A 17,323-nucleotide genomic window follows, 5' to 3' on the forward strand; every position below is an offset into this window, starting at 1 on the left:
GGCGAACCATCGTTCCGGATTTCCACCACGTCGTCGGCCTGCGTGACATAGAGGTCGGCGCGCGCCAGCCGGTCCTTGATGGCGGCCGCATCCTCCCGACCGCGCGCCGCGAGCCGCCGGGCGAGGGTTGCCGGACTGGCCGAAATCGACACCACCCGGACCTGCCCGAACCGCAGGCGGGCCTCCTCCAGCACCGTGCGCGAGACGTTGGCCACGACCGTCCGGCCCGCAGCCAGCTCGACCGCCAGCTGGGCCGGCAGTCCATAGCCGAAGCCGTGAGCCTCCCAGGCCAGCAGGTATCCGCCCTCATCGCGCCGCGTCCGGAAATCCGATGAATCCACATGGCTGTGGTCCTCGCCGCCGGCATCGGCAGGTCGCGTGATCTCGCGCCGCGCGAAGACGACGTTTGGGTCGTCGACGAGGGCCGTTCGTGCGCCGTCGATCAGCGTGTCCTTGCCGACGCCCGAGGGGCCGACAACCAGGACCAGCCGGCCTTCAGCCGTGCTTTTCGACAAAGTCGTTGGCGTCGAGGCGGCGGAAGTCTTCGAGGGCGTCGGCGAGGCGGTCATGGCTCCAGTCCCACCAGGCGATCTTGAGCAGCCCGTCCTGTACGGCCTTGGGGAAGCGTTCGCGGATCGGGTGCGACGGCACGCCGCCCACGATCATGAACGGCGGCACATCCTTGGAGACCACGGCCCCTGCGCCCACCACAGCCCCAGTTCCGACCGTCACGCCGGGCAGCACCGTCGCGCCGTGTCCGATCCAGACGTCGTGGCCGAGGATCACCCGGTTTGAACGCCGCCACTCGAAGAACTCCTGGTCGTCCGCGTCGGAGAGACCATAGCTCACCGCGCGGTAGCTGAAGTGGTGCTGCGCCGCCTTCCAGGTGGGATGATTACCCGGGTTGATGCGGGCGTCACGCGCGATCGAGCAGAACCGCCCGATCTCCGCATAGGTCGCCGAGGCGTCGTTGACGATGTAGCTGTAGGCGCCCATGACCACTTCCGAGAGGCTCGTGCGCGCGCCCACGCGCGTCCAGGGTCCCAGCACACAGTCATGAACCTGCGCCTCCGGGTGGATCGTCGGGGCGGCCGGGTCCAGATCCAGTCCGGCCACGGCGGCATGCCGGTCGAAGTGGCGTTCGCCCGGGCCCAGCGGACGGTCCACGAGCCGCAGCGCCATCAGGCGGCGACCTCGACCACAACCGGCTCTAGCGACCGGGCGGACTTCCCATAGACCCGGTCCACCACCTGCGGAGTCAGCCCCTGGGGCGGCCCGTCGAACACCACTGCGCCGCGGGCCATGGCCACCACGCGCGTGCAATAGGTGCGGGCGATCTCCAGGCTGTGCAGATTGACGAGAACCGGAACCCTCCGCTCGCGGCAGATGCGCGCCAGGGTGTCCATCACGACCTCGGCGTTTATGGGATCCAGCGCAGCCACCGGTTCATCGGCGAGCAGGACCTCAGGGTCCTGCATCATGGCACGGGCGATGGCGACGCGCTGCTGCTGGCCGCCCGACAGGGTTCCGGCGCGCTGCAGGGCGGCGGCGGCCATGTCGAGCGCGTCGAGTTCCAATATGGCCTGCGCGCGGTCGGAGGCGGAAAACATCTTGAACAGGGTGGCGCCCGTCGGCCGCTCGGCGGCGACCCCCACCAGCACGTTGGTGATCACATCCAGCCTGGGGCACAGATTGAAGTGCTGGAAGATCATCGCGCAACGCCGCCGCCAGCGGCGAAGGTCACCGTTGCGCAGGCGGGTGACGTCCTCGCCATTCCAAAGAATGCGGCCCTCGTCGGGCTCGGTGAGCCGGTTGACCAGCCGCAGGAGCGTCGACTTGCCGGCCCCGGAACGGCCGATCACGCCGACCATCTCGCCGGGTTTGAAACTGAGCGTCACGCGATCGACAGCGACCGTATCGCCGAAACGCTTGCTCACGCCATGGAGCTCGAGCATCGGATCCCCCCGCTCACCAGGAATGAACGCTAGACGCCCGGCATGACGGGCGCGTGACGGGCCCCTCGGACTCGGCGGCGACGACCCTGCCATTTGTCCGTCGGCCGTGACGGGCCGAGTTACCCAAGACGCTGCCTAAGGCGCTGCGAGAAGGTATCCAGCGCCGCGACACAGATCACATAGAGAATGACGATAAAGGCCACTTCGTCGAAGGCGAAGACGCGGATCCGCTCCTCCAGCTCAAAGCCGATACCGCCGGCGCCGACGATCCCCAGTACCGCGGCGTTGCGGAAATTGCTCTCGAGATAGAACAGCGTCTGACTGGCCATGATCGGGGTCACCTGGGGCAGGAGGCCGTAGCGCAGCACCACCGGTGGCGCCGCGCCGGCTGACCTCAGGCCGTCGATCGGCTTCTCATCGACGTTTTCGATCGCCTCGGCGTAGAGTTTGGCCAGTCCCGGCAGGTCGGCGATCGCCAGGGCCAGCACGCCCCCAAACGGACCGAGTCCGAAGGCGGCGACAAAGATCAGCGCCCATACCAGGGCCGGCACGCCCCGAAAGACATCCAGCGCGCGGCGGAAGGCGAAGTGCAGAATGGGGTGGCCGACCACCGACTTCGCGCCCGCCACCCCCAGCGGCAGCGCCGCGACGGCCGCGAGAAATGTGCCAGCGAAGGCCATGGCGAAGGTCTCGGCCAACGCCCGAACAATTCGCGTCGGGTCTCCCCCGTCGTTGGGCGGAAACATATGACCGACGAAGCGGCCGAGCTTGTCGAGCCCCGCGCCGATGGAGCCCGGATCGATGCCGAGATCGAGCGCCATCGCCGCCAATGCAGCCAGGGAGAGAATCAGGACCGCCGCCCGCCCCGCGCGCACCCGCCAGCTTGGCCGAACAACGCCCGGCGCCAGCGCCATCGCTCGCTGCAGGTCGGTCGTCATCGGCGCGACTCCAGTCCGATGAGCCGGTGGCGGATCTTCTCAGAGGCGATGTCGATCAGGAAGATCATCCCGACGATCAGAAGGAGGATCGCCAGATAGGTGTCGAACTCGGTGTAAGTGATCGCGCGCTGCAGTTCGACCCCGATCCCGCCCGCGCCGACGATGCCCAGCGCCGCCGCCGCCGCCACATTGCCTTCGAGTCGAAGCAAGGCATAGGACGCGTACTGCGGAAGAACCTGGGGCAGGACCCCGTAGCGGATCTTCTGCGCGAGGCCGCCGCCGCAAGCCTCCAGAGCCTCCAGGGGCCGCGCATCGACCTCTTCGTTGGCTTCGGCGAACAGCTTGCTGAGCGAGCCGAAAGTCGACAGCGCCAGGGTGATGACTCCCGCCAGCGGCCCCACGCCGAAGGCGGCCACCAGGATCAGCGCCACGATCAGGTCCGGTAGGGTGCGGATGATCTCCAGCGTCCGCCGCATGATGAAGCGGATCGGCGCGAAGGGCATGAGATTGCGGGCGCAGACAAAGCCGGCCAACGCCGCGGCCAGCGCCCCGACGACTGTGGCCAGAATGGCCATCTCCACCGTCTGACGCAGGGCGTGAAGCCAGAGCGGCAGGTCGTAGTACCACCAGGCCAACGAGCCGCGCGTGCGTCGATCCTCCAGCAGCTGTTCGGCCGCCAGGTCCGGGGTCATCCGCTGCAGGAACTCGCCGATGCGCCCCAGGGGATCGCCCCCGATGTCCGCGCCGAAGAACTGACTCTGATGCAGCGACACGGCCAGCAGGGCCGAGAACAGCAATAGGCCCACCAGCGCTTCGATGCGCCGTCTCCGCAACACGCGTCGGCGCGTCTGCTCGAAGGTCGCGACCGCGTCGCTCACCTGAGATTGGCCAGGGTCAGCGCTTCCGCCTCGGCCGGCTGGAACTCAGCCGCGTCGCTTCGACCCGCGGCGAAGGCGAAGGCGGCGGGCGCTTCGAGGTGCAGCGCCATGTGGATGCCGATGAGCCGATAGCGGAGGTCGTTGGGCGTATCGCGGCGGATCGCCAGAGCCGCTTCCGCCCTGGGCCGGGCAACACGCAACACCCGAAGATCGCGACAGGGATCCGGGTCCTTGGGGGAGACCTTTCGGCACACCCGCTCCCAGGCCGCCCCGTGCACGGCGATGGCGTCGGCCGTCCGCCCTCGGAGCGCCGCGACGGCGGCGTCGCCCTCGGCACTCAGCATCTCCTGAAAGCTACCGGCGGGCAGGCCGCGCTCGGACAGCACCGCCCGGGGTGTCGCCAACCCCGCGGGGCTGCGGCCGCCGAAGGCGATGCGGCGACCCCGAAGCGCGGCCAGATCCCGCGCCGGATCATCGGCCCGAACCGCCACATAGATAGGGATCCGGTTCGACTGAGCCCCGGCGCGCACCGTCAGCAACGCCCGCACCTGGCCGCTCACCGGCGCATAGGCGGCGGCGTCTAGCCAGGCCATGTCGACGCGGCCGGCCGCCAACGCCGCGCCCGCCGCCGCGCGGTCAGGAAAGTGACACCGGAGCACCGGTCGTCCCAACCGCCGGGACAGATGATCGTGATAGGCTTTTTCACCGGCCGGCGCGCCGGCCGCGAGGGGCGCGCAGGCGGCCGCAGGGCCCGGCGCGGCGATCCGAAACGGCGGCGGGGACGCCGCTGCGACGACGGGCGCCGTCAGCACCAGCGCCGCCAAGGCGATCAGATCCCGTCTCATTGCGGCCGGCCCGTCCCGCTGCGACGCTGGGCGAGTTCCGCCTTCCGCAGCTCGATGATCTCGCGATAGTGCTCGCGGTCGATCGCCGTATAGGCTGATCCCTCCAGCTGACCGATCTCCGGCCAGAGCTCGGGCCTGTCATAGGGCAGAGCGGCCAGCGCGCCGCGCGCCAGATCGATCATCGCTTGCGGCCGGTCGGTGCGGGTAATCATAGCCTCGCTGGGTATCGGGCCGGCCGTCCAGACAATGCGGAAGTCATCGATGTCAATCATGCCCTCCCGGGACAGCGTCCGGAGCGGTCCGCGCGTGAATCCCGTCTCCGGCGTGCCGCCGCTCACCTGTAGGATCGTCGCTTCGAACTGGCCGTTCGCCAGCGCCATGACCGCCTGAGTGTGGGCGCCCGCAAAGCTTGTCCGGCCGAAGAAAGCATCGGGGTCGATGCCCTGCCGACGCATCGCGGCGCGCGGGTAGAGGTATCCGGATGTCGAGTTGTAGTCGACATAGCCCAGCGTGCGGCCGCGCATGTCGGCCAGCGACTTCACAGGACTATCGGCCCGGACGACAAGCGCTGAGTAGTAGCCCGTCTCACCCTCCGCCTGTCGAAGCGTCAGCATCGGGGCGACCTTGTCGCCCACCTGCGCATCGACGTTGGCGTAGCCGCCTCCGGCGATGGCGGCGATATCGACCTGGCCGGACGAGACCGCCTGGATGACACCGTTGAAGTCGGCCGCTTCGTAGAGCCGGACCGGGACCCCAAGGGCCTCAGTGAGATAGGTCCGATAGACATCGCGCCGACGAACTATCTGCGGATCGTCGTTGTTGCCCGAGACGGCCATCTTCACGGTCTTGAGCTCGGCCCGCCAGTCGTCGCCTTCTGAACTTTCAGTCTTGGCGCAACTGGCCAAGACCAGGCAGACCATCCCAGCGACTGTCGCCAGCCCCGCCCGCCGCGCAGTTCGCCGCGCCATGCCGCCACCCAGAACCCGCCCGCGCTGCTGCGGGCGAGCCGCCAATCAACCCGTTCGCCGTGAAGAGGTGGTGACGGTGATGTGACGATATGAACTCCAGAGGTTGGGGTTGTCGCATCAAGTAGGGCTACGCCGCCACCCTTGGCGCGCGATCAACCATGTTCGTCATTGATCGACTGCGCTCCGGCCGGGCGACGTGCGTCCCGTGGGAGACGCGTTCTGGTCCGATTGCCCGCGCCCGCTGGGCTGCCCGACTTTGGGCTCACGTGGGACTCGGGCCATTGGCGCTCTCCGGTCCGCAAGACCATAGACTGGCATGCGCCTCTTTGTGTTACATTGTTTCAGCAACTTCGCGGGGGGGGGCGATGTTCAACGATCTTCCGGATCTTCTGCTGCGCCGACGCCGACTTGTCGGGCTGATCGCGATCGCGATCTCCTTGCTGACCTGGGCCGTCGATCTGGCCGGGCTGGTTTACCTATGTCCGTATTGCCGGACTCAGCGGACGGTCATTGGACTCCTGGGAGTCCTGATCCTCCTCCCCAATCCCGCGCACTGGCTGGTGCGCTATCTGACTGCGGTGTTGGCGGTCTTTGGGCTCGTCGTGGGCTCCACCCAGCACTTCCGGGGATGGGCGCGGATCATGTCCGGGAAGTTCAAGTGGGGTGATCAGTGGTACCTGAACAGCTGGATGCTCTCCGGCTTCGCCATCCTGATCATCGTCGCGCTGGTTCTGTTGATCTGGCGCTGGAAGCAGCCTTCGAAGACAGACTGATCTGGAGGAGAAGTCTCCGCTCGATCCGGTGCGTGCCGGGGCTGTCGTCGGGCCTGGGCCACCGCTCTGAAGCGAAGCAAGGCGACCACGAACCGCGCCGTCAGTCCGCGCTGGCCGGCGGATCCAGGCTGGCGCGCGCGTTCAGGGTGGCGGGATCAAAACCGGCGACGCGCTTATAGGAATCGGCGATCGCCTTGCGCTCATCAAACGGAAGACGAGCGTCGAGATCATCCTCGGAACTCGGCGCCCGAGCCTCCGCGAGCTCCAGAACCTGGTCCGGTCCATTCGCCCGGTTCATTTCCACGATCCGCGACGTCGCGGGCCGACGGTCGGCTTCGTAGCGGTTAAGGGCCTCCGTGGGACCGGGGGCCGTCGCCAGGTGGTAGGCCAGCGTCCGGGCGTCGAGGATCGCCTGTGTCGCGCCGTTTGATCCGATCGGATACATCGGGTGCGCCGCATCCCCCAGCAGCGTGGTTCGACCGAAGGTCCAGCGATCCAGCGGGTCGCGGTCGACCATCGGGAATTCATAGATTGGGCCTGAGGCGCCCACGAGCGTCTCGACATCTATCCCCGGCCACTTCCAGGTCTTGAAACGGGGCAGGAAGTCAGCGCGTTCGCCCGCCTTGTTCCAGTCCTCACGCGGGGGCGCATCGCCTTCGCCGTCACGCAGATCGCAAATCCAGTTGAGCAGGGTCTCGCCCGTCTCAGGATCGTATCGGATCGGATAGGCGACAAACTTCTGACGCGAGTGACCGGCCCAGATCATGCTCCGCCCGCCAACAACCGGCCCGGTCACCGAGGTTGATCGCCAGAGCGTCACGCCGTTCCACTTCGGCCGCCCTTCATCGGGATAGAACTGGCTGCGCACGGCCGAGTGGATACCGTCGGCGCCGACCAGGAGATCGGCTTCGACATGCTCCGAACCGCCATCGCCGCCGGACCGATCCTCGAACCGCGCCGTCGCGCCGTCATCCCGGGTCTCGAACCCGCTCAAGGCCCTGCCGAGGCGCACGGAGTCGTCGCCCAGCCGCTCGCGCACCTTGTGGAGCAACAACATCTGGAGTTCGCCGCGATGTATCGCCACCTGCGGCCAAAGATAACCGGCCGTCCGGCCGCGCGGCTCTTCCCAGACTTGGCGACCGTACTTGGTGAGGTAGACGAGACGGTCGATGGAAACACCCATCTCAACGAGATCATCGAGCAGACCCAGTTCCGTCATTTCGCGCATCGCGTGCGGCAGGAGATTGAGACCGACGCCCAAGGGCGCAAGGCTTGGCGCGGCTTCGTAGACAACCGGCTGGAAGCCGGCCTTGTGCAGGCTGAGCGCCGTGGTGAGTCCCGCGATGCCCGCGCCGACGATGACGATCCTCATGGGAGCCTCTAGGAGTCGGAAAGCGGCTTCCGTTGAAGGAAGGCCGCAACGAAGAACAGGATCATGGCGGCGAAATAGGCCACCGACACGATCACGAGACCGGTCTGCATGCCTTGAGCTGAAGCGGTGCGGCAGGCCTCAACCATGCCAGGCGCGATCGCCTTGACCCGACAGACGGTCTCGTAGGCTTCAGAACCGGCGGCGAAGGTGGCCGCCGCGACCCGATCGCTGGCGGCGCCGACCACGAGCGGGCCGGCGGCGGTTCCGAAGAGGGTGACGCCGAACATGCTGAACGCTGCCGTCGTGGCGCGCATATGCGGCGGCGACATGTTCTGAATGGCCGCCTGCAGTGTTCCGTTCTTCAGATCCGTCGCGAAGTTGGCCGCCACGACAAAGACCACCGCGGCGATCCACGCTTCCTGAGTGAAGGCCAGGAGGAAAAACACGCCCGCCAGTCCAGCCCCGATCCCTGGGAGGAGGATGTAGGATCTTCCACGGGCGCCAGCGAAGCGGTCGGCGAGGTACCCGCCGACGAATGTACCGGCAAGGCCCGCAACGCCGAGGGAAACGCCCGTGACGAGACCCGCCTGGCCAAGGCTCATGCCGAACTCACGGATGAAGAAAGACGCGGTGAAAATGTTGGTCCCGCCGATCCCCACGCCCAGAAATATCGCGGCGAACCACAGGAACACGTATGCGGGCTGTGACAGAAGCAGCCTGAGATCCGAAAACAGGGTCGTGCGCTCCGCAGCTGCGGAAGCCATTGCCGCGGGCCCGCGGCGCGGGTCTTTCAGAGTCAACAGCATCAGGACAGCCAGCAGCACGCCGGGAAGTCCCATGGCCGCGAACGCCCAACGCCACCCCCAGGTCTCAGCTACCGATCCCCCGATCACGGGCGCGAGGAACCCGGCGATCGGAATGCTCGTGGTCAGGACAGCCATGGCCATCCCTCGCTGGCGAGCCGGGAAATAGTCGCCCACGAGTGAGTAACTGGCGGGACTGCAGGCGCCTTCGCCGAGGCCGACCATGACCCGCGCTAGAAACAGCTGCGCGTAGTTTACGGCGAGTCCGCAGGCCATGGTCGCGCCCGACCAGACCGCCGCGGCGATCGAGAGGATCGTTATGCGGTTCCGCCTCTCGGCCAAGCGTGCGATCGGAATGCTCGCAAGCACATAGAGCAGCGCAAACGCTGGGCCGCTGACCATGCCCAGTTGCAGATCCGACAGCGCGAGGTCTCGCTTGAGCGGCTCTTGGAGGATGCTCAGAACGCCACGATCCATATAGTTCGTTGCGTTCACGAGCACGAGGATCGCGAGGAAGTAGAGTTCGGAACGGGTCCAGCCGCGGGCGGCCGATTGCGGAGGCGCCGCCGTGTTCACCACCGCTTCGCGACCGTCATCGACACGAACCGACCCACAGCGCTCGCGTGGCCGGGGTCCCAGCCTCCATCGATGTTCACGTATGGCGGATCCTGATCGAACAGATTCTGGATATCCAGGCTCACGGAAATCCCCTCGAACCACTTCACGGCCGTATCTTCAACCGTGTAGGCCATACGCAAATCGACGGTGTCATACCGTTCGATCCGCTGCACCGGCGTCGCAAGGGCGTTGTCATACCCACTAGAGTGATTGAGCGTCAGCACCGCAGCATAAGGCCCATTCGACCAGTCGAGATAGGCTCGGGCCCGGAACTTCACCGGTGTCGCAAGATTACCCACCTGCTCTAGCACCGGCGCGACTGGTGAAATCTGGATCTTGAAACTGTCGGTGTAGGATCCCGTCGCGCCGAGCACGAGCTGGCCGAAATCGCCGCGCCAACGGTAGCTGGCGTCGATGTCAAATCCGGTCACCTTGGTGCCTGCGAGATTTTGGGTCTGGGCGTTCTGAAGCCAGGCCACATTGGGCGGCAGAATACCGTTGATCAGCAGTCCCTGACTCGTGAACGACTGGATCAGCGCCGGGCTTGGGTTGCGCGTGACCAGGAACTGGTAATTGGGGTCCAGGAGCGTGCTGGACCCCCGGGGCGGGTTGCTCACCTGGTTCTCATAGTCGACCGAGAACCACGTGAGGCTGAGGCGCGAATCCGGAAGAAACGCTGGAATCCAATCGGCTGTGAACGACCAGCTGGTCGCTTCTTCCGGTGTGAGATTGGGGTTGCCCGCATTGACGGCCAGGCCCGTGCTGGTTCCTGAAGCCGCAAGCGGGTCCGGAACCGTTGTGACGACCAGCGCGGCTCCGCCCCGGAGCAAAAGAAGATCCTGGAGCAGGGGCGCCCGGAACGACGTCCCGTAGCTGCCCTTGAGCTGCAGGCCGTCGATCGGGGACCAGGTGACTCCGATCTTGGGGTTCCGGGTGGACCCGACATCGTCATAGTCGTCGATGCGATAGGCGAGGGACACGTCCAGTCGCCGCACACCGGACAGTTCGTTGGCGCTCCCGACCAGCGGGACGAGCAGTTCACCGTAGAGCGCACGCTGTTCGCGCGAGCTGCTGTTGAAGAGGAACGTCGGGGCCGCCGCGGCGCCCTGCTTTGAGCCGGCCGACAAGGTGTAGCGCGTGTACTCTGCACCGACAGCCAGCCGAACCGGGCCGCCTGCGATGTCAAACAGGGTCCCGTTCGCCGTCGCTTCGCCGCCAGAGATCAGGTTGCGTGCGTAAGGATAGAACAGCCCAGTGTTGAGGTTCGCCCGGGCTGCGGCCGTGTTGGCGCCGCCGAACGGATTGAACGCGGTGTTTGGATCCCGACTGGTCAGGGCCGCGGTCAGCGCGGCCGGAAGAATGCGCCGCGTGTTCTGCGCCTCGTCGGTCCGACCGTAGAAGCCGTCCAGGGTGGCCGACCAGCCGGCGGGCAGTTTGATGTCGAACCCGCCCGCGAGATGGGTGACCCGATAGAAGCCGTGCTGCCGCAGCAGGCCGAGTTCGGGTCCGAAGAAGTATTCCACGCTTACCGTGTTCGCGGTGACGCCCGGCGGCCGGACGAAAAACGGGTTCGTCGATGGAACGTTGAAGGTGGAGACGACAGAGCTTGATCCCTGCTGGATCGCGTTGGCGACGTATTTGCGCTTTGCGTAGAGCCCCTCGAGCCGCACTTTGAGGCTGTCCGACAGATCCTGTTCCGCGAACAGCACGACGCTGTCCCGACGCTGCTTGGGAAGCACATCGGCAAGGCGCGTCGTCTCGCAGCGGTTGCGGGTGTTGGGCACAAGGCTGGCAGCCGTCGCCGCCGTCACGCCGCCGACGGGTATGGCATAGGGCACGCCGGCGACGACGATGTTGCCCGGATTGCACTGGGAGCCACGGAAGTCGCGTCCGCCATCGGCCGTCAGGTCGGAGCGAATGAAGCTACGCTCAGAGCCATTCAGGTTGGAATTGACGGCGTGCTCGAAGGCGATCATCGCCCGACCGCCGCCCCAGTCGTGCCCCAGCATTTGTCCGAACTGGCGCTGATCGTAGCCGTCGGCGTAACCCGCGCGCACCTGGCTTAGGGCGCCCGTGAACGACTTGTTGATGATGAAGTTGACGACGCCGGCGACCGCGTCGGAGCCGTAGACCGCCGAGGCTCCATCCGCCACGACCTCGATCCGGGAGAGCGCCAGCGCCGGGATCGATGACGGATCCACATAGGTTCCGTTGACGCCGCTGGCCGGAAGACGGCGACCGTCAAGTAGAACCAGGGTCGCCTGCGACCCTAGACCCCGAAGGTTGAGCGCACTGCCACGGGTGGTGTTCGTACCGCTGGTGCCGGTGACGACTGCTGAGGAGGGGTCGATACCGAACCCAGCGACCTGCGGCACGGTCTTCAGGAGATCGTGTACGCTGGCCGACGGCTGTTTGGCGATCTGATCGGAGCCCAGCGTGATTACGCTCGAACCCACGGCTTCAACGCCTCGAATCCGGCTGCCGGTGACCACGACTTCCTCGACGTCCGTCTCGGCCGCCTGGACAGGGCCCGTGGCGAGCAGAACGGCGCCGGCGGCCGTAGTCCAGAATAGTGCGCGTCTCATGTCCGTTTCCCCATTCGGCGCCCGCTCGCAGCGGTTCGCTCGTGTCTATTCGGTTCTGGCGCGTCGCTCGGCTTTGGCCGGCGCAACGCGCTGTTCGATGAAGTCACCAACCAACTTCCACATCCGATCCTGATCCCAACTGTTGGAGTCCACGGCGTCGACCGGGAAGTTGAGAACCGGAACGCCGACTTCCTCAAGCGCGACATTGATCATGCGGCCGCCCCACCACCCCTCGATGGATAAGCCACCATCCACGCGGTGCTCTCGCGCCTCATGTATCGCCCAGGCGGCGCCCAGCCCTGGAATATGCATCTGCTCGGACATGCTGGTGTAGCGGCTCGCCAGCGCCCTCAAGGGGTCGCGGGCGCCATAGCGGATGTAGCCGTCGCTCGCGATCGACAGGTAGTTCGACCGCACGAAGACGGCGCCGTAGCGTTGCTCGAATTCCGTGAAGAACTGCAGGTTCTGCCAAAGGCCCTGCCCCACATACATCAGTCGAAACTGTTCGTTGGGGCAGACCCACTGTTCCGCCTCGGCCCGGGCCTTCACCTCGTCGCGAAAGGCGCGCGCCTGATCGAGCGCCCATTGGGTGCCGCGATGCCACTGGATGCCCATGGTCTGGCTCATCACCTCGCCAAGGCGCGCCGGCAGCTTCGGCGCGTTGATGATGATGCGTCGGATCTCGTCGAAGTACTCTTCCTGGCGATTCACGCGGTCGACGATTTCGGCGAGGCGGTCCATGTCCAGTCGGCGGCCGGCCACCCGTTCGGAAACCTCGATCAATTCCTTGAGCTGCTCGACGACGGAGTCGATACGGTCGCTCTCGTCGAGATCCTCCCACTGCCAGCGCGACATACGCCACCACTCCGGGTGGGGCCTGCGAATGGTCGGCGGCTCCAGCAGGACATGTGGGCAGCCCGCATGATCCGCCATGAGGCGGCCGGCGCGGTCGCTGGTGCAGACCAGTGAAGGCGGCGGCAGTCCGCCCCAGGGTTTGTCGGGGTTCTCCTCGTCCATCAGGACGGCCAGCCCAAGGGCGCCGTATCGACTCAGGCCTTCGTGGAATCCCTTCCGCCCGAGATAGTCCGAATAGTAGCCGGACTGGCGGCGCGCAGCCACGAGGCCCGAGTACCAGACGTCCGTGATGAACGGCAGGTCGAGCGCTTCCCAGATTTCATGGGGCACCAGCGCGGCGCCCACTGCGTAGGGGCGGCCGCCTTCGAAAACGTCCTCGCGGAGCTGGGCGAACCAGTCCCGCTGATGGCGCCGCAGACTGTGCGACACCTGCAGCTGGGTGGTTTCCTGATGCTGTTTGCGCGACGCCTCGCGCTCGGCGTCCGTGAGGCTCATGAGGCGGCGATCCGATCCGACGCGCCTCGGCGCGACAGCTGGCCAATGAAATCGGCGGATCGGCGGGCGGCGTCTTCTCGCCCTGCGGCCGTATCCAGGTCGCTGCGCAGCAGCAGGTGCGGACGACCGGCGTCCTGCGAAAGGGCGGCAAGGCGCGGATAGTCCCACCCTACCTTGTGGTCAGCCGGCGGCAGATGGATCACCACCCCGGCCACATCCGTGCGCCGGAGATTGGTTTCAAACCATCGATGGGCCGCCTCGGGCGGATAGACGTCGCGGCTCGTCGAGCCCAACCAGCAGGCCTCCAGCAGGACGTCCATCGGCGGACGATCCGTCGACAAGTCCGCGACGGCGCCACGCGCACCCAAGGGATCGTCCTCGGCCGCCACGCGGGCGCCGCCGTCTTCAAGGAGTCGGTGCAGGCTGAGGTCGTGCATGGGCTCCGAACTGAAGACCAGAAGGCCCGTCTTGTTCAGGTGGTTCGCGGTCTGAACCTGCGGCAGCCACGCATCCACGGCCGCCACATAGGCCTCGGGGGTCATGAACGCACTCGCGCCATGTGCGGTAAGCGCTTCGGAGCCGGTGAGCCGCCCGTTTGCGCGCGCGTCCTCAACACGGCGGCGCGCTTCGCGAACGCGATTTGTCCGCGCAATCGCGGCCCGCAGATCGTCGTCAACGATGGTGCGGCCGCTCGCGCGCTCAACCGCCGACTTCAGGAACTCCAGGCATCGAGCATTATGGTCCCGCACGGACTCCCGAACGCTTGGGAAGACATCGAAGAGCCAGATCGGCGGCGCCCGCGGCGCGCGCCCGAGACGGCGGATCTCCTTCAGAAAATAATAGAGATGCTGGCGTGGGCGGGACAGAACCAGAAGATCAAACGGTTCGAGGTCCCCCTCGACGGCCGCCTCGAACAGTCGGTGATCATCGGGCGAAACAACATCGTCCAGATAAGTATCCGCGATCGGCGTCTCGGCCCGGGGCGGCGGCGTCACGGCCATGGCGGCTGCGCCGGCCGCAAGCGCGATCTCGATCGGAACGCCCGACCCGATCGTCCCGATGCACGGCTGGCTGCCTTGGCCTGCGACCAGGGTCGGGCTTCGGGTCTCGTAGTTCGATGCGAGCGTCGCGTAGGTCACGTCAAATCGCTCCCGCGTCCTGCAGCGCGCCGATCTCGCTCGCGGAGTAACCGAGTTCGGCAAGCACGGCTTCCGTGTGTTCACCGAGCCCCGGGACAGGATCTCCTCCGGTGGGGGAGTCGGGATCGGCGCGGAAGCCTGCATTCATGAGACGGGCGGAGCGCGCACCGACCTGCGTGGGCTGGAGCAGCGCGCGCTCTTCGATCGCGGGCAATGTGAGGGCTTCGGCGGTGGTTCGAACCCGTGCAGCCGGGCATCCCGCCGCCATAAGCTCGGCCTCTAGATTCGCCGCCGACCTCGGCGCGATGCGTTCGGCGAGAATTGTCTTGAGCGCCGCGCCGTTCGTCATGCGCGTCCGAACGTCGGCGAAGCGTGGGTCCGCCTCAAGATCCGCCGCCCCCAGGACAGCGCAGAGCGCCTTCCAGTGCGCCTGAAAATTGGCGCTGAGCCAGATCCAGCCATCCCGGGTTCGGTAGGGCGCCACCGTCGGCCGGTCGTGGACAATCGGCTGAGCGGCAGCGAGCCCGTCGCCGGTGATCTCCTGCCGCACGACGCCTACGCCCATCAGGACCAGCGCGGAATCCAGCATGGCGACATCAAGATATTGCCCCTCACCGGTTCGTTCCCGCCGCAGAAGACCCGATAGGATGGCGGCGTAGGCCAGGTACCCGCTGAAGCAATCAACGCTGAAGCCCCGGGCCTGGCTTGGGATGTCGTCGTCCGCTCCGGTCCACATCATGCCGGAGATCGCCTTGATCGTATGGTCGTAGGCCGGCCATTTGCTCATGGCGCCGGTCTGGCCGAACCCGGAGATCGAGCAGTAGATCAACTTCGGGTTCGCCTTCTGGAGATCATCCCAGGAAAGGCCCAGGTCCCTGGCGACGCCAGGGCGCAGGTTTTCCACCAGCACGTCGCAGGACTGGGCCAACCGCCGCACCACATCCCGTCCGGCTTCCGACTTGAGGTTGACCGTCACCGACCTCTTGCCGCCATTGACTGCGATGAACGACGGGCTGGCGTCCCAACCCTCGACCCGCGCGAATTCGCGGAAGTCGTCGCCGACGCCGGGCTTCTCGATCTTGATCACCTCGGCGCCCAGCAGTTGCAGCTGATACGTGCAGAACGGACCCGCGAGCGCGTGGGTCAAGTCCAGGACGCGGATGCCGTCGAGCGCCTTCATCTCAGGTTTTTCGTGTCCCGGTCACGCGCATGGGGCGCGGCAATCACGATCCGTCAGGCCAAGCCTTGTGTCCAAGGCATAATCGAGTATGGCTCGATGCCATAACGGCATATCCCCGATGAACATCGCTCATCTGCAGAACTTCGTTCGGATCGTGGAGGCCGGAAGTCTGTCCCGCGCGGCCGACATCATCGGCATCGTGCAGCCCGCCCTGTCGCGTCAGGTTCGCAGCCTGGAGTGCGAGTTCGGCGTTGAGCTGCTGACGCGGCACGGCGCCGGCGTTTCTCCGACGCCGGCGGGCGAGGCCCTCGCCGCCGCCATACGAAGGCTGCTCGGCGATCTGCAAAGCGCCCGGGAAATCGTCCATGCGATCGAGCACGAGCCTGCCGGCCTCGTGACAGTCGGCGCGCCAAGTTCGTTGGCCGAAGCCTTCTTTCCCCCGCTCTTCGCCCGGCTCAGGACGCGGCACCCACGAATTCGCCTCCGGTTGCTCGACGAACTCTCAAACCCTCTGCTGCAGCGGACCATGCGTGGCGAGATCGATATCGCCATCCTGCATCGTGATCGATCGCTAGAGCGCTTGAAGGGCGTCGACTTCCTTGAGGAGCCCCTCGGTCTTGTTGGAGAGCCTGGCGCCCTGGGCGCGCTGGAATCCGTCTCGCCCGGCGCGCTGCAGGAGCTCCCGATCCTGGCGCCGACCGCCCCCAACCGATCCCGGATCGCAGTGGAATCGATGATTGGCAGCCTGGAGAGCCAGCTGGTGGCTGAGGTCGAGTGCCTGCCGGCTCTGCTCAGCATCCTGGCGCGTGGCGAAGGCTTTGCGATTCTCAGCTACTCAGCGGCGGCGCGCGCCATTGCGCGCGGCGAACTGGGGTTCCGGCCGATTGAGGGGCCGGCGATCGTTCGGCGAATGGTGCTGGTCCGGGCCGGTGAGAACAGGCCGACCGCCGCCGCAGCCGCGGTCGAGCGGGAGTTGCGCGGCCTGGCCGTCGACATGGCGTCGGAGATGCGCTGGACACCGTCAATCGCGACGGACGCGAGCGGGGGGCGTTGATGAGCCAGCAAGCCGATGTAGCGCAAGGTGATGATGACGCGGGCCGGCCAGAGCCGGATCTGGTGCGGCCGTTCAGCAAGACGATCGGCGAGGACCCGGCAATTCTCTTCGCCCAGCTCCGCCGCACCTGTCCGGTTGCGCTTCAGCAGGGCGTCTCGGGCGCATCGGGCCGCAACGTCTCAGCCTGGCTGGTCACCCGCTACGAAGACATTGTCGCCGCGGCCGGAGACACCGACACCTTCGGTCAGTTCGTCAGATGGTCCGATCGCCGGAGACCGCCGCTTGAGGCCGATCCGCCCGAACATGGGCCCATGCGGGCGCTGCTGCAGCCGTTCTTCATGCCGCGCGCGCTCGCGGCCTTCGAACCGATCTCGCGCGGCCTGGCCGAAAGCTTGTTGCAGCCGATCCTCGAAGGCGGCGGCGGCGACCTCGCCCGGGGCCTCTGCCGTCCCCTTCCACCACAGGTCCTGCTCGCCCGCCTCGGGCAACCTCTGGCGGATTGGGAGGCTATCAAGGCGGCTTGCGAGGCGGTCTATCTGCAGGGATCTCCCGATCCGCAGGACATCGAACTCTATGAATCTGCGAACGAGCAGCTCTGGGCCTACAGCCACGCCGTCGTCGCGGATCGCAGACGCTCGCCGCGACCGCCGAACGCCGATCTCGTGTCGGCCCTATTGGCCGGAACCGCCGGTGTCGCTGCGCTAAGCGACGATCTCGCGGCGGGTGTCGTCCGGCTGTTGGTGGCTGCGGGCCACGACTCCACCACCAGCGCGATGGGCGTCTGCCTGCGGCGCATCGTCGAGGACCTTGATCTGCAGGCGCGCCTCAGATCCGACCCCTCGCTGATCCCGGCGGCGGTTGAAGA

General features: G+C 66.6%; 16 protein-coding genes. 3 read left to right on the top strand and 13 right to left on the bottom strand.

From position 1 onward, the window contains the following. From phnN to phnD, 7 genes are all read right to left on the bottom strand, one after another. On the bottom strand, nt 1-515 hold a 515-nt coding region (phnN, locus tag ACIQ3R_RS05915; RefSeq protein ID WP_397416191.1), incomplete at its 3' end, for a phosphonate metabolism protein/1,5-bisphosphokinase (PRPP-forming) PhnN. After that, nucleotides 496-1,182, bottom strand: coding sequence for a DapH/DapD/GlmU-related protein (locus ACIQ3R_RS05920; RefSeq protein WP_397416194.1), 687 nt, complete (start codon nt 1,180-1,182; stop codon nt 496-498). The genes ACIQ3R_RS05920 and phnN, both read right to left, overlap by 20 nt. Then, on the bottom strand, nt 1,182-1,955 hold the full coding sequence (gene phnC / locus ACIQ3R_RS05925; protein WP_397416196.1) for a phosphonate ABC transporter ATP-binding protein: 774 nt from the start codon (nt 1,953-1,955) through the stop codon (nt 1,182-1,184). The genes ACIQ3R_RS05920 and phnC overlap by 1 nt, the downstream gene beginning before the upstream one ends. 119 nt (nt 1,956-2,074) lie before the next feature. Beyond that, nucleotides 2,075-2,893, bottom strand: a complete 819-nt coding sequence (phnE, locus tag ACIQ3R_RS05930; protein WP_397416199.1) for a phosphonate ABC transporter, permease protein PhnE — start codon at nt 2,891-2,893, stop codon at nt 2,075-2,077. After that, a complete protein-coding gene (phnE, locus tag ACIQ3R_RS05935) occupies nt 2,890-3,771 on the bottom strand; it encodes a phosphonate ABC transporter, permease protein PhnE (protein ID WP_397416201.1) in 882 nt (293 codons plus the stop codon). Before phnE (ACIQ3R_RS05935) ends, phnE (ACIQ3R_RS05930) begins: the two co-directional genes overlap by 4 nt. Further along, entirely contained in the window at nt 3,768-4,616 is an 849-nt protein-coding gene (locus tag ACIQ3R_RS05940; protein WP_397416204.1) for a phosphate/phosphite/phosphonate ABC transporter substrate-binding protein, read from the bottom strand. The genes phnE (ACIQ3R_RS05935) and ACIQ3R_RS05940 overlap by 4 nt, the downstream gene beginning before the upstream one ends. Further along, nucleotides 4,613-5,629 carry a phosphate/phosphite/phosphonate ABC transporter substrate-binding protein gene (gene phnD / locus ACIQ3R_RS05945; RefSeq protein ID WP_397416206.1) on the bottom strand — a complete coding sequence of 339 codons (1,017 nt, stop codon included), beginning with the start codon at nt 5,627-5,629 and terminating at the stop codon, nt 4,613-4,615. Before phnD ends, ACIQ3R_RS05940 begins: the two co-directional genes overlap by 4 nt. A gap of 320 nt (nt 5,630-5,949) precedes the next feature. Between phnD and ACIQ3R_RS05950 the strand changes: the two genes are divergently transcribed. Further along, the gene (locus ACIQ3R_RS05950; protein WP_397416208.1) at nt 5,950-6,357 is read left to right on the top strand and encodes a hypothetical protein; all 408 of its coding nucleotides are present in this window, start codon (nt 5,950-5,952) and stop codon (nt 6,355-6,357) included. Nucleotides 6,358-6,457: 100 nt separating this feature from the next. Here the strand turns inward: ACIQ3R_RS05950 and ACIQ3R_RS05955 are convergent, their stop codons facing one another. The 6 genes from ACIQ3R_RS05955 to ACIQ3R_RS05980 are packed head-to-tail and all read right to left on the bottom strand — an operon-like array spanning nt 6,458 to nt 15,404. Then, a complete protein-coding gene (locus ACIQ3R_RS05955; protein WP_397416210.1) occupies nt 6,458-7,729 on the bottom strand; it encodes a flavin-dependent oxidoreductase in 1,272 nt (423 codons plus the stop codon). A gap of 8 nt (nt 7,730-7,737) precedes the next feature. Beyond that, a complete protein-coding gene (locus ACIQ3R_RS05960) occupies nt 7,738-9,108 on the bottom strand; it encodes a spinster family MFS transporter (protein ID WP_397416212.1) in 1,371 nt (456 codons plus the stop codon). Beyond that, on the bottom strand, nt 9,105-11,735 hold the full coding sequence (locus tag ACIQ3R_RS05965) for a TonB-dependent receptor domain-containing protein (RefSeq protein WP_397416214.1): 2,631 nt from the start codon (nt 11,733-11,735) through the stop codon (nt 9,105-9,107). The genes ACIQ3R_RS05960 and ACIQ3R_RS05965 overlap by 4 nt, the downstream gene beginning before the upstream one ends. 45 nt (nt 11,736-11,780) lie before the next feature. Beyond that, a complete protein-coding gene (locus tag ACIQ3R_RS05970) occupies nt 11,781-13,085 on the bottom strand; it encodes a 2-hydroxyacyl-CoA dehydratase (RefSeq protein ID WP_397416217.1) in 1,305 nt (434 codons plus the stop codon). Then, nucleotides 13,082-14,224, bottom strand: a complete 1,143-nt coding sequence (locus ACIQ3R_RS05975) for a 2-hydroxyacyl-CoA dehydratase family protein (protein WP_397416219.1) — start codon at nt 14,222-14,224, stop codon at nt 13,082-13,084. Before ACIQ3R_RS05975 ends, ACIQ3R_RS05970 begins: the two co-directional genes overlap by 4 nt. Nucleotide 14,225: 1 nt before the next feature. Then, nucleotides 14,226-15,404, bottom strand: coding sequence for a CaiB/BaiF CoA transferase family protein (locus ACIQ3R_RS05980; RefSeq protein ID WP_397416221.1), 1,179 nt, complete (start codon nt 15,402-15,404; stop codon nt 14,226-14,228). A gap of 118 nt (nt 15,405-15,522) precedes the next feature. Between ACIQ3R_RS05980 and ACIQ3R_RS05985 the strand changes: the two genes are divergently transcribed. Together ACIQ3R_RS05985 and ACIQ3R_RS05990 are read left to right on the top strand one after the other, a co-directional pair. Beyond that, nucleotides 15,523-16,458 carry a LysR family transcriptional regulator gene (locus ACIQ3R_RS05985; protein WP_397416223.1) on the top strand — a complete coding sequence of 312 codons (936 nt, stop codon included), beginning with the start codon at nt 15,523-15,525 and terminating at the stop codon, nt 16,456-16,458. Then, nucleotides 16,458-17,323, top strand: an 866-nt coding sequence (locus ACIQ3R_RS05990; protein WP_397416225.1) for a cytochrome P450, incomplete at its 3' end; no start/stop codon positions are given. The genes ACIQ3R_RS05985 and ACIQ3R_RS05990, both read left to right, overlap by 1 nt.

The sequence above is a fragment of the Phenylobacterium sp. genome (assembly GCF_044371015.1).
Classification (GTDB): Bacteria; Pseudomonadota; Alphaproteobacteria; order Caulobacterales; family Caulobacteraceae; genus Phenylobacterium.

What these genes read in the sequence shown, in the direction of transcription:
- ACIQ3R_RS05965 (WP_397416214.1), bottom strand. Translation starts at nt 11,735, where the DNA reads ATGAGACGCGCACTATTCTGGACTACGGCCGCCGGCGCCGTTCTGCTC.
- phnE (WP_397416199.1), bottom strand. Translation starts at nt 2,893, where the DNA reads ATGACGACCGACCTGCAGCGAGCGATGGCGCTGGCGCCGGGCGTTGTT.
- phnC (WP_397416196.1), bottom strand. Translation starts at nt 1,955, where the DNA reads ATGCTCGAGCTCCATGGCGTGAGCAAGCGTTTCGGCGATACGGTCGCT.
- ACIQ3R_RS05985 (WP_397416223.1), top strand. Translation starts at nt 15,523, where the DNA reads ATGAACATCGCTCATCTGCAGAACTTCGTTCGGATCGTGGAGGCCGGA.
- ACIQ3R_RS05940 (WP_397416204.1), bottom strand. Translation starts at nt 4,616, where the DNA reads ATGAGACGGGATCTGATCGCCTTGGCGGCGCTGGTGCTGACGGCGCCC.
- ACIQ3R_RS05970 (WP_397416217.1), bottom strand. Translation starts at nt 13,085, where the DNA reads ATGAGCCTCACGGACGCCGAGCGCGAGGCGTCGCGCAAACAGCATCAG.
- ACIQ3R_RS05920 (WP_397416194.1), bottom strand. Translation starts at nt 1,182, where the DNA reads ATGGCGCTGCGGCTCGTGGACCGTCCGCTGGGCCCGGGCGAACGCCAC.
- ACIQ3R_RS05980 (WP_397416221.1), bottom strand. Translation starts at nt 15,404, where the DNA reads ATGAAGGCGCTCGACGGCATCCGCGTCCTGGACTTGACCCACGCGCTC.
- ACIQ3R_RS05955 (WP_397416210.1), bottom strand. Translation starts at nt 7,729, where the DNA reads ATGAGGATCGTCATCGTCGGCGCGGGCATCGCGGGACTCACCACGGCG.
- ACIQ3R_RS05950 (WP_397416208.1), top strand. Translation starts at nt 5,950, where the DNA reads ATGTTCAACGATCTTCCGGATCTTCTGCTGCGCCGACGCCGACTTGTC.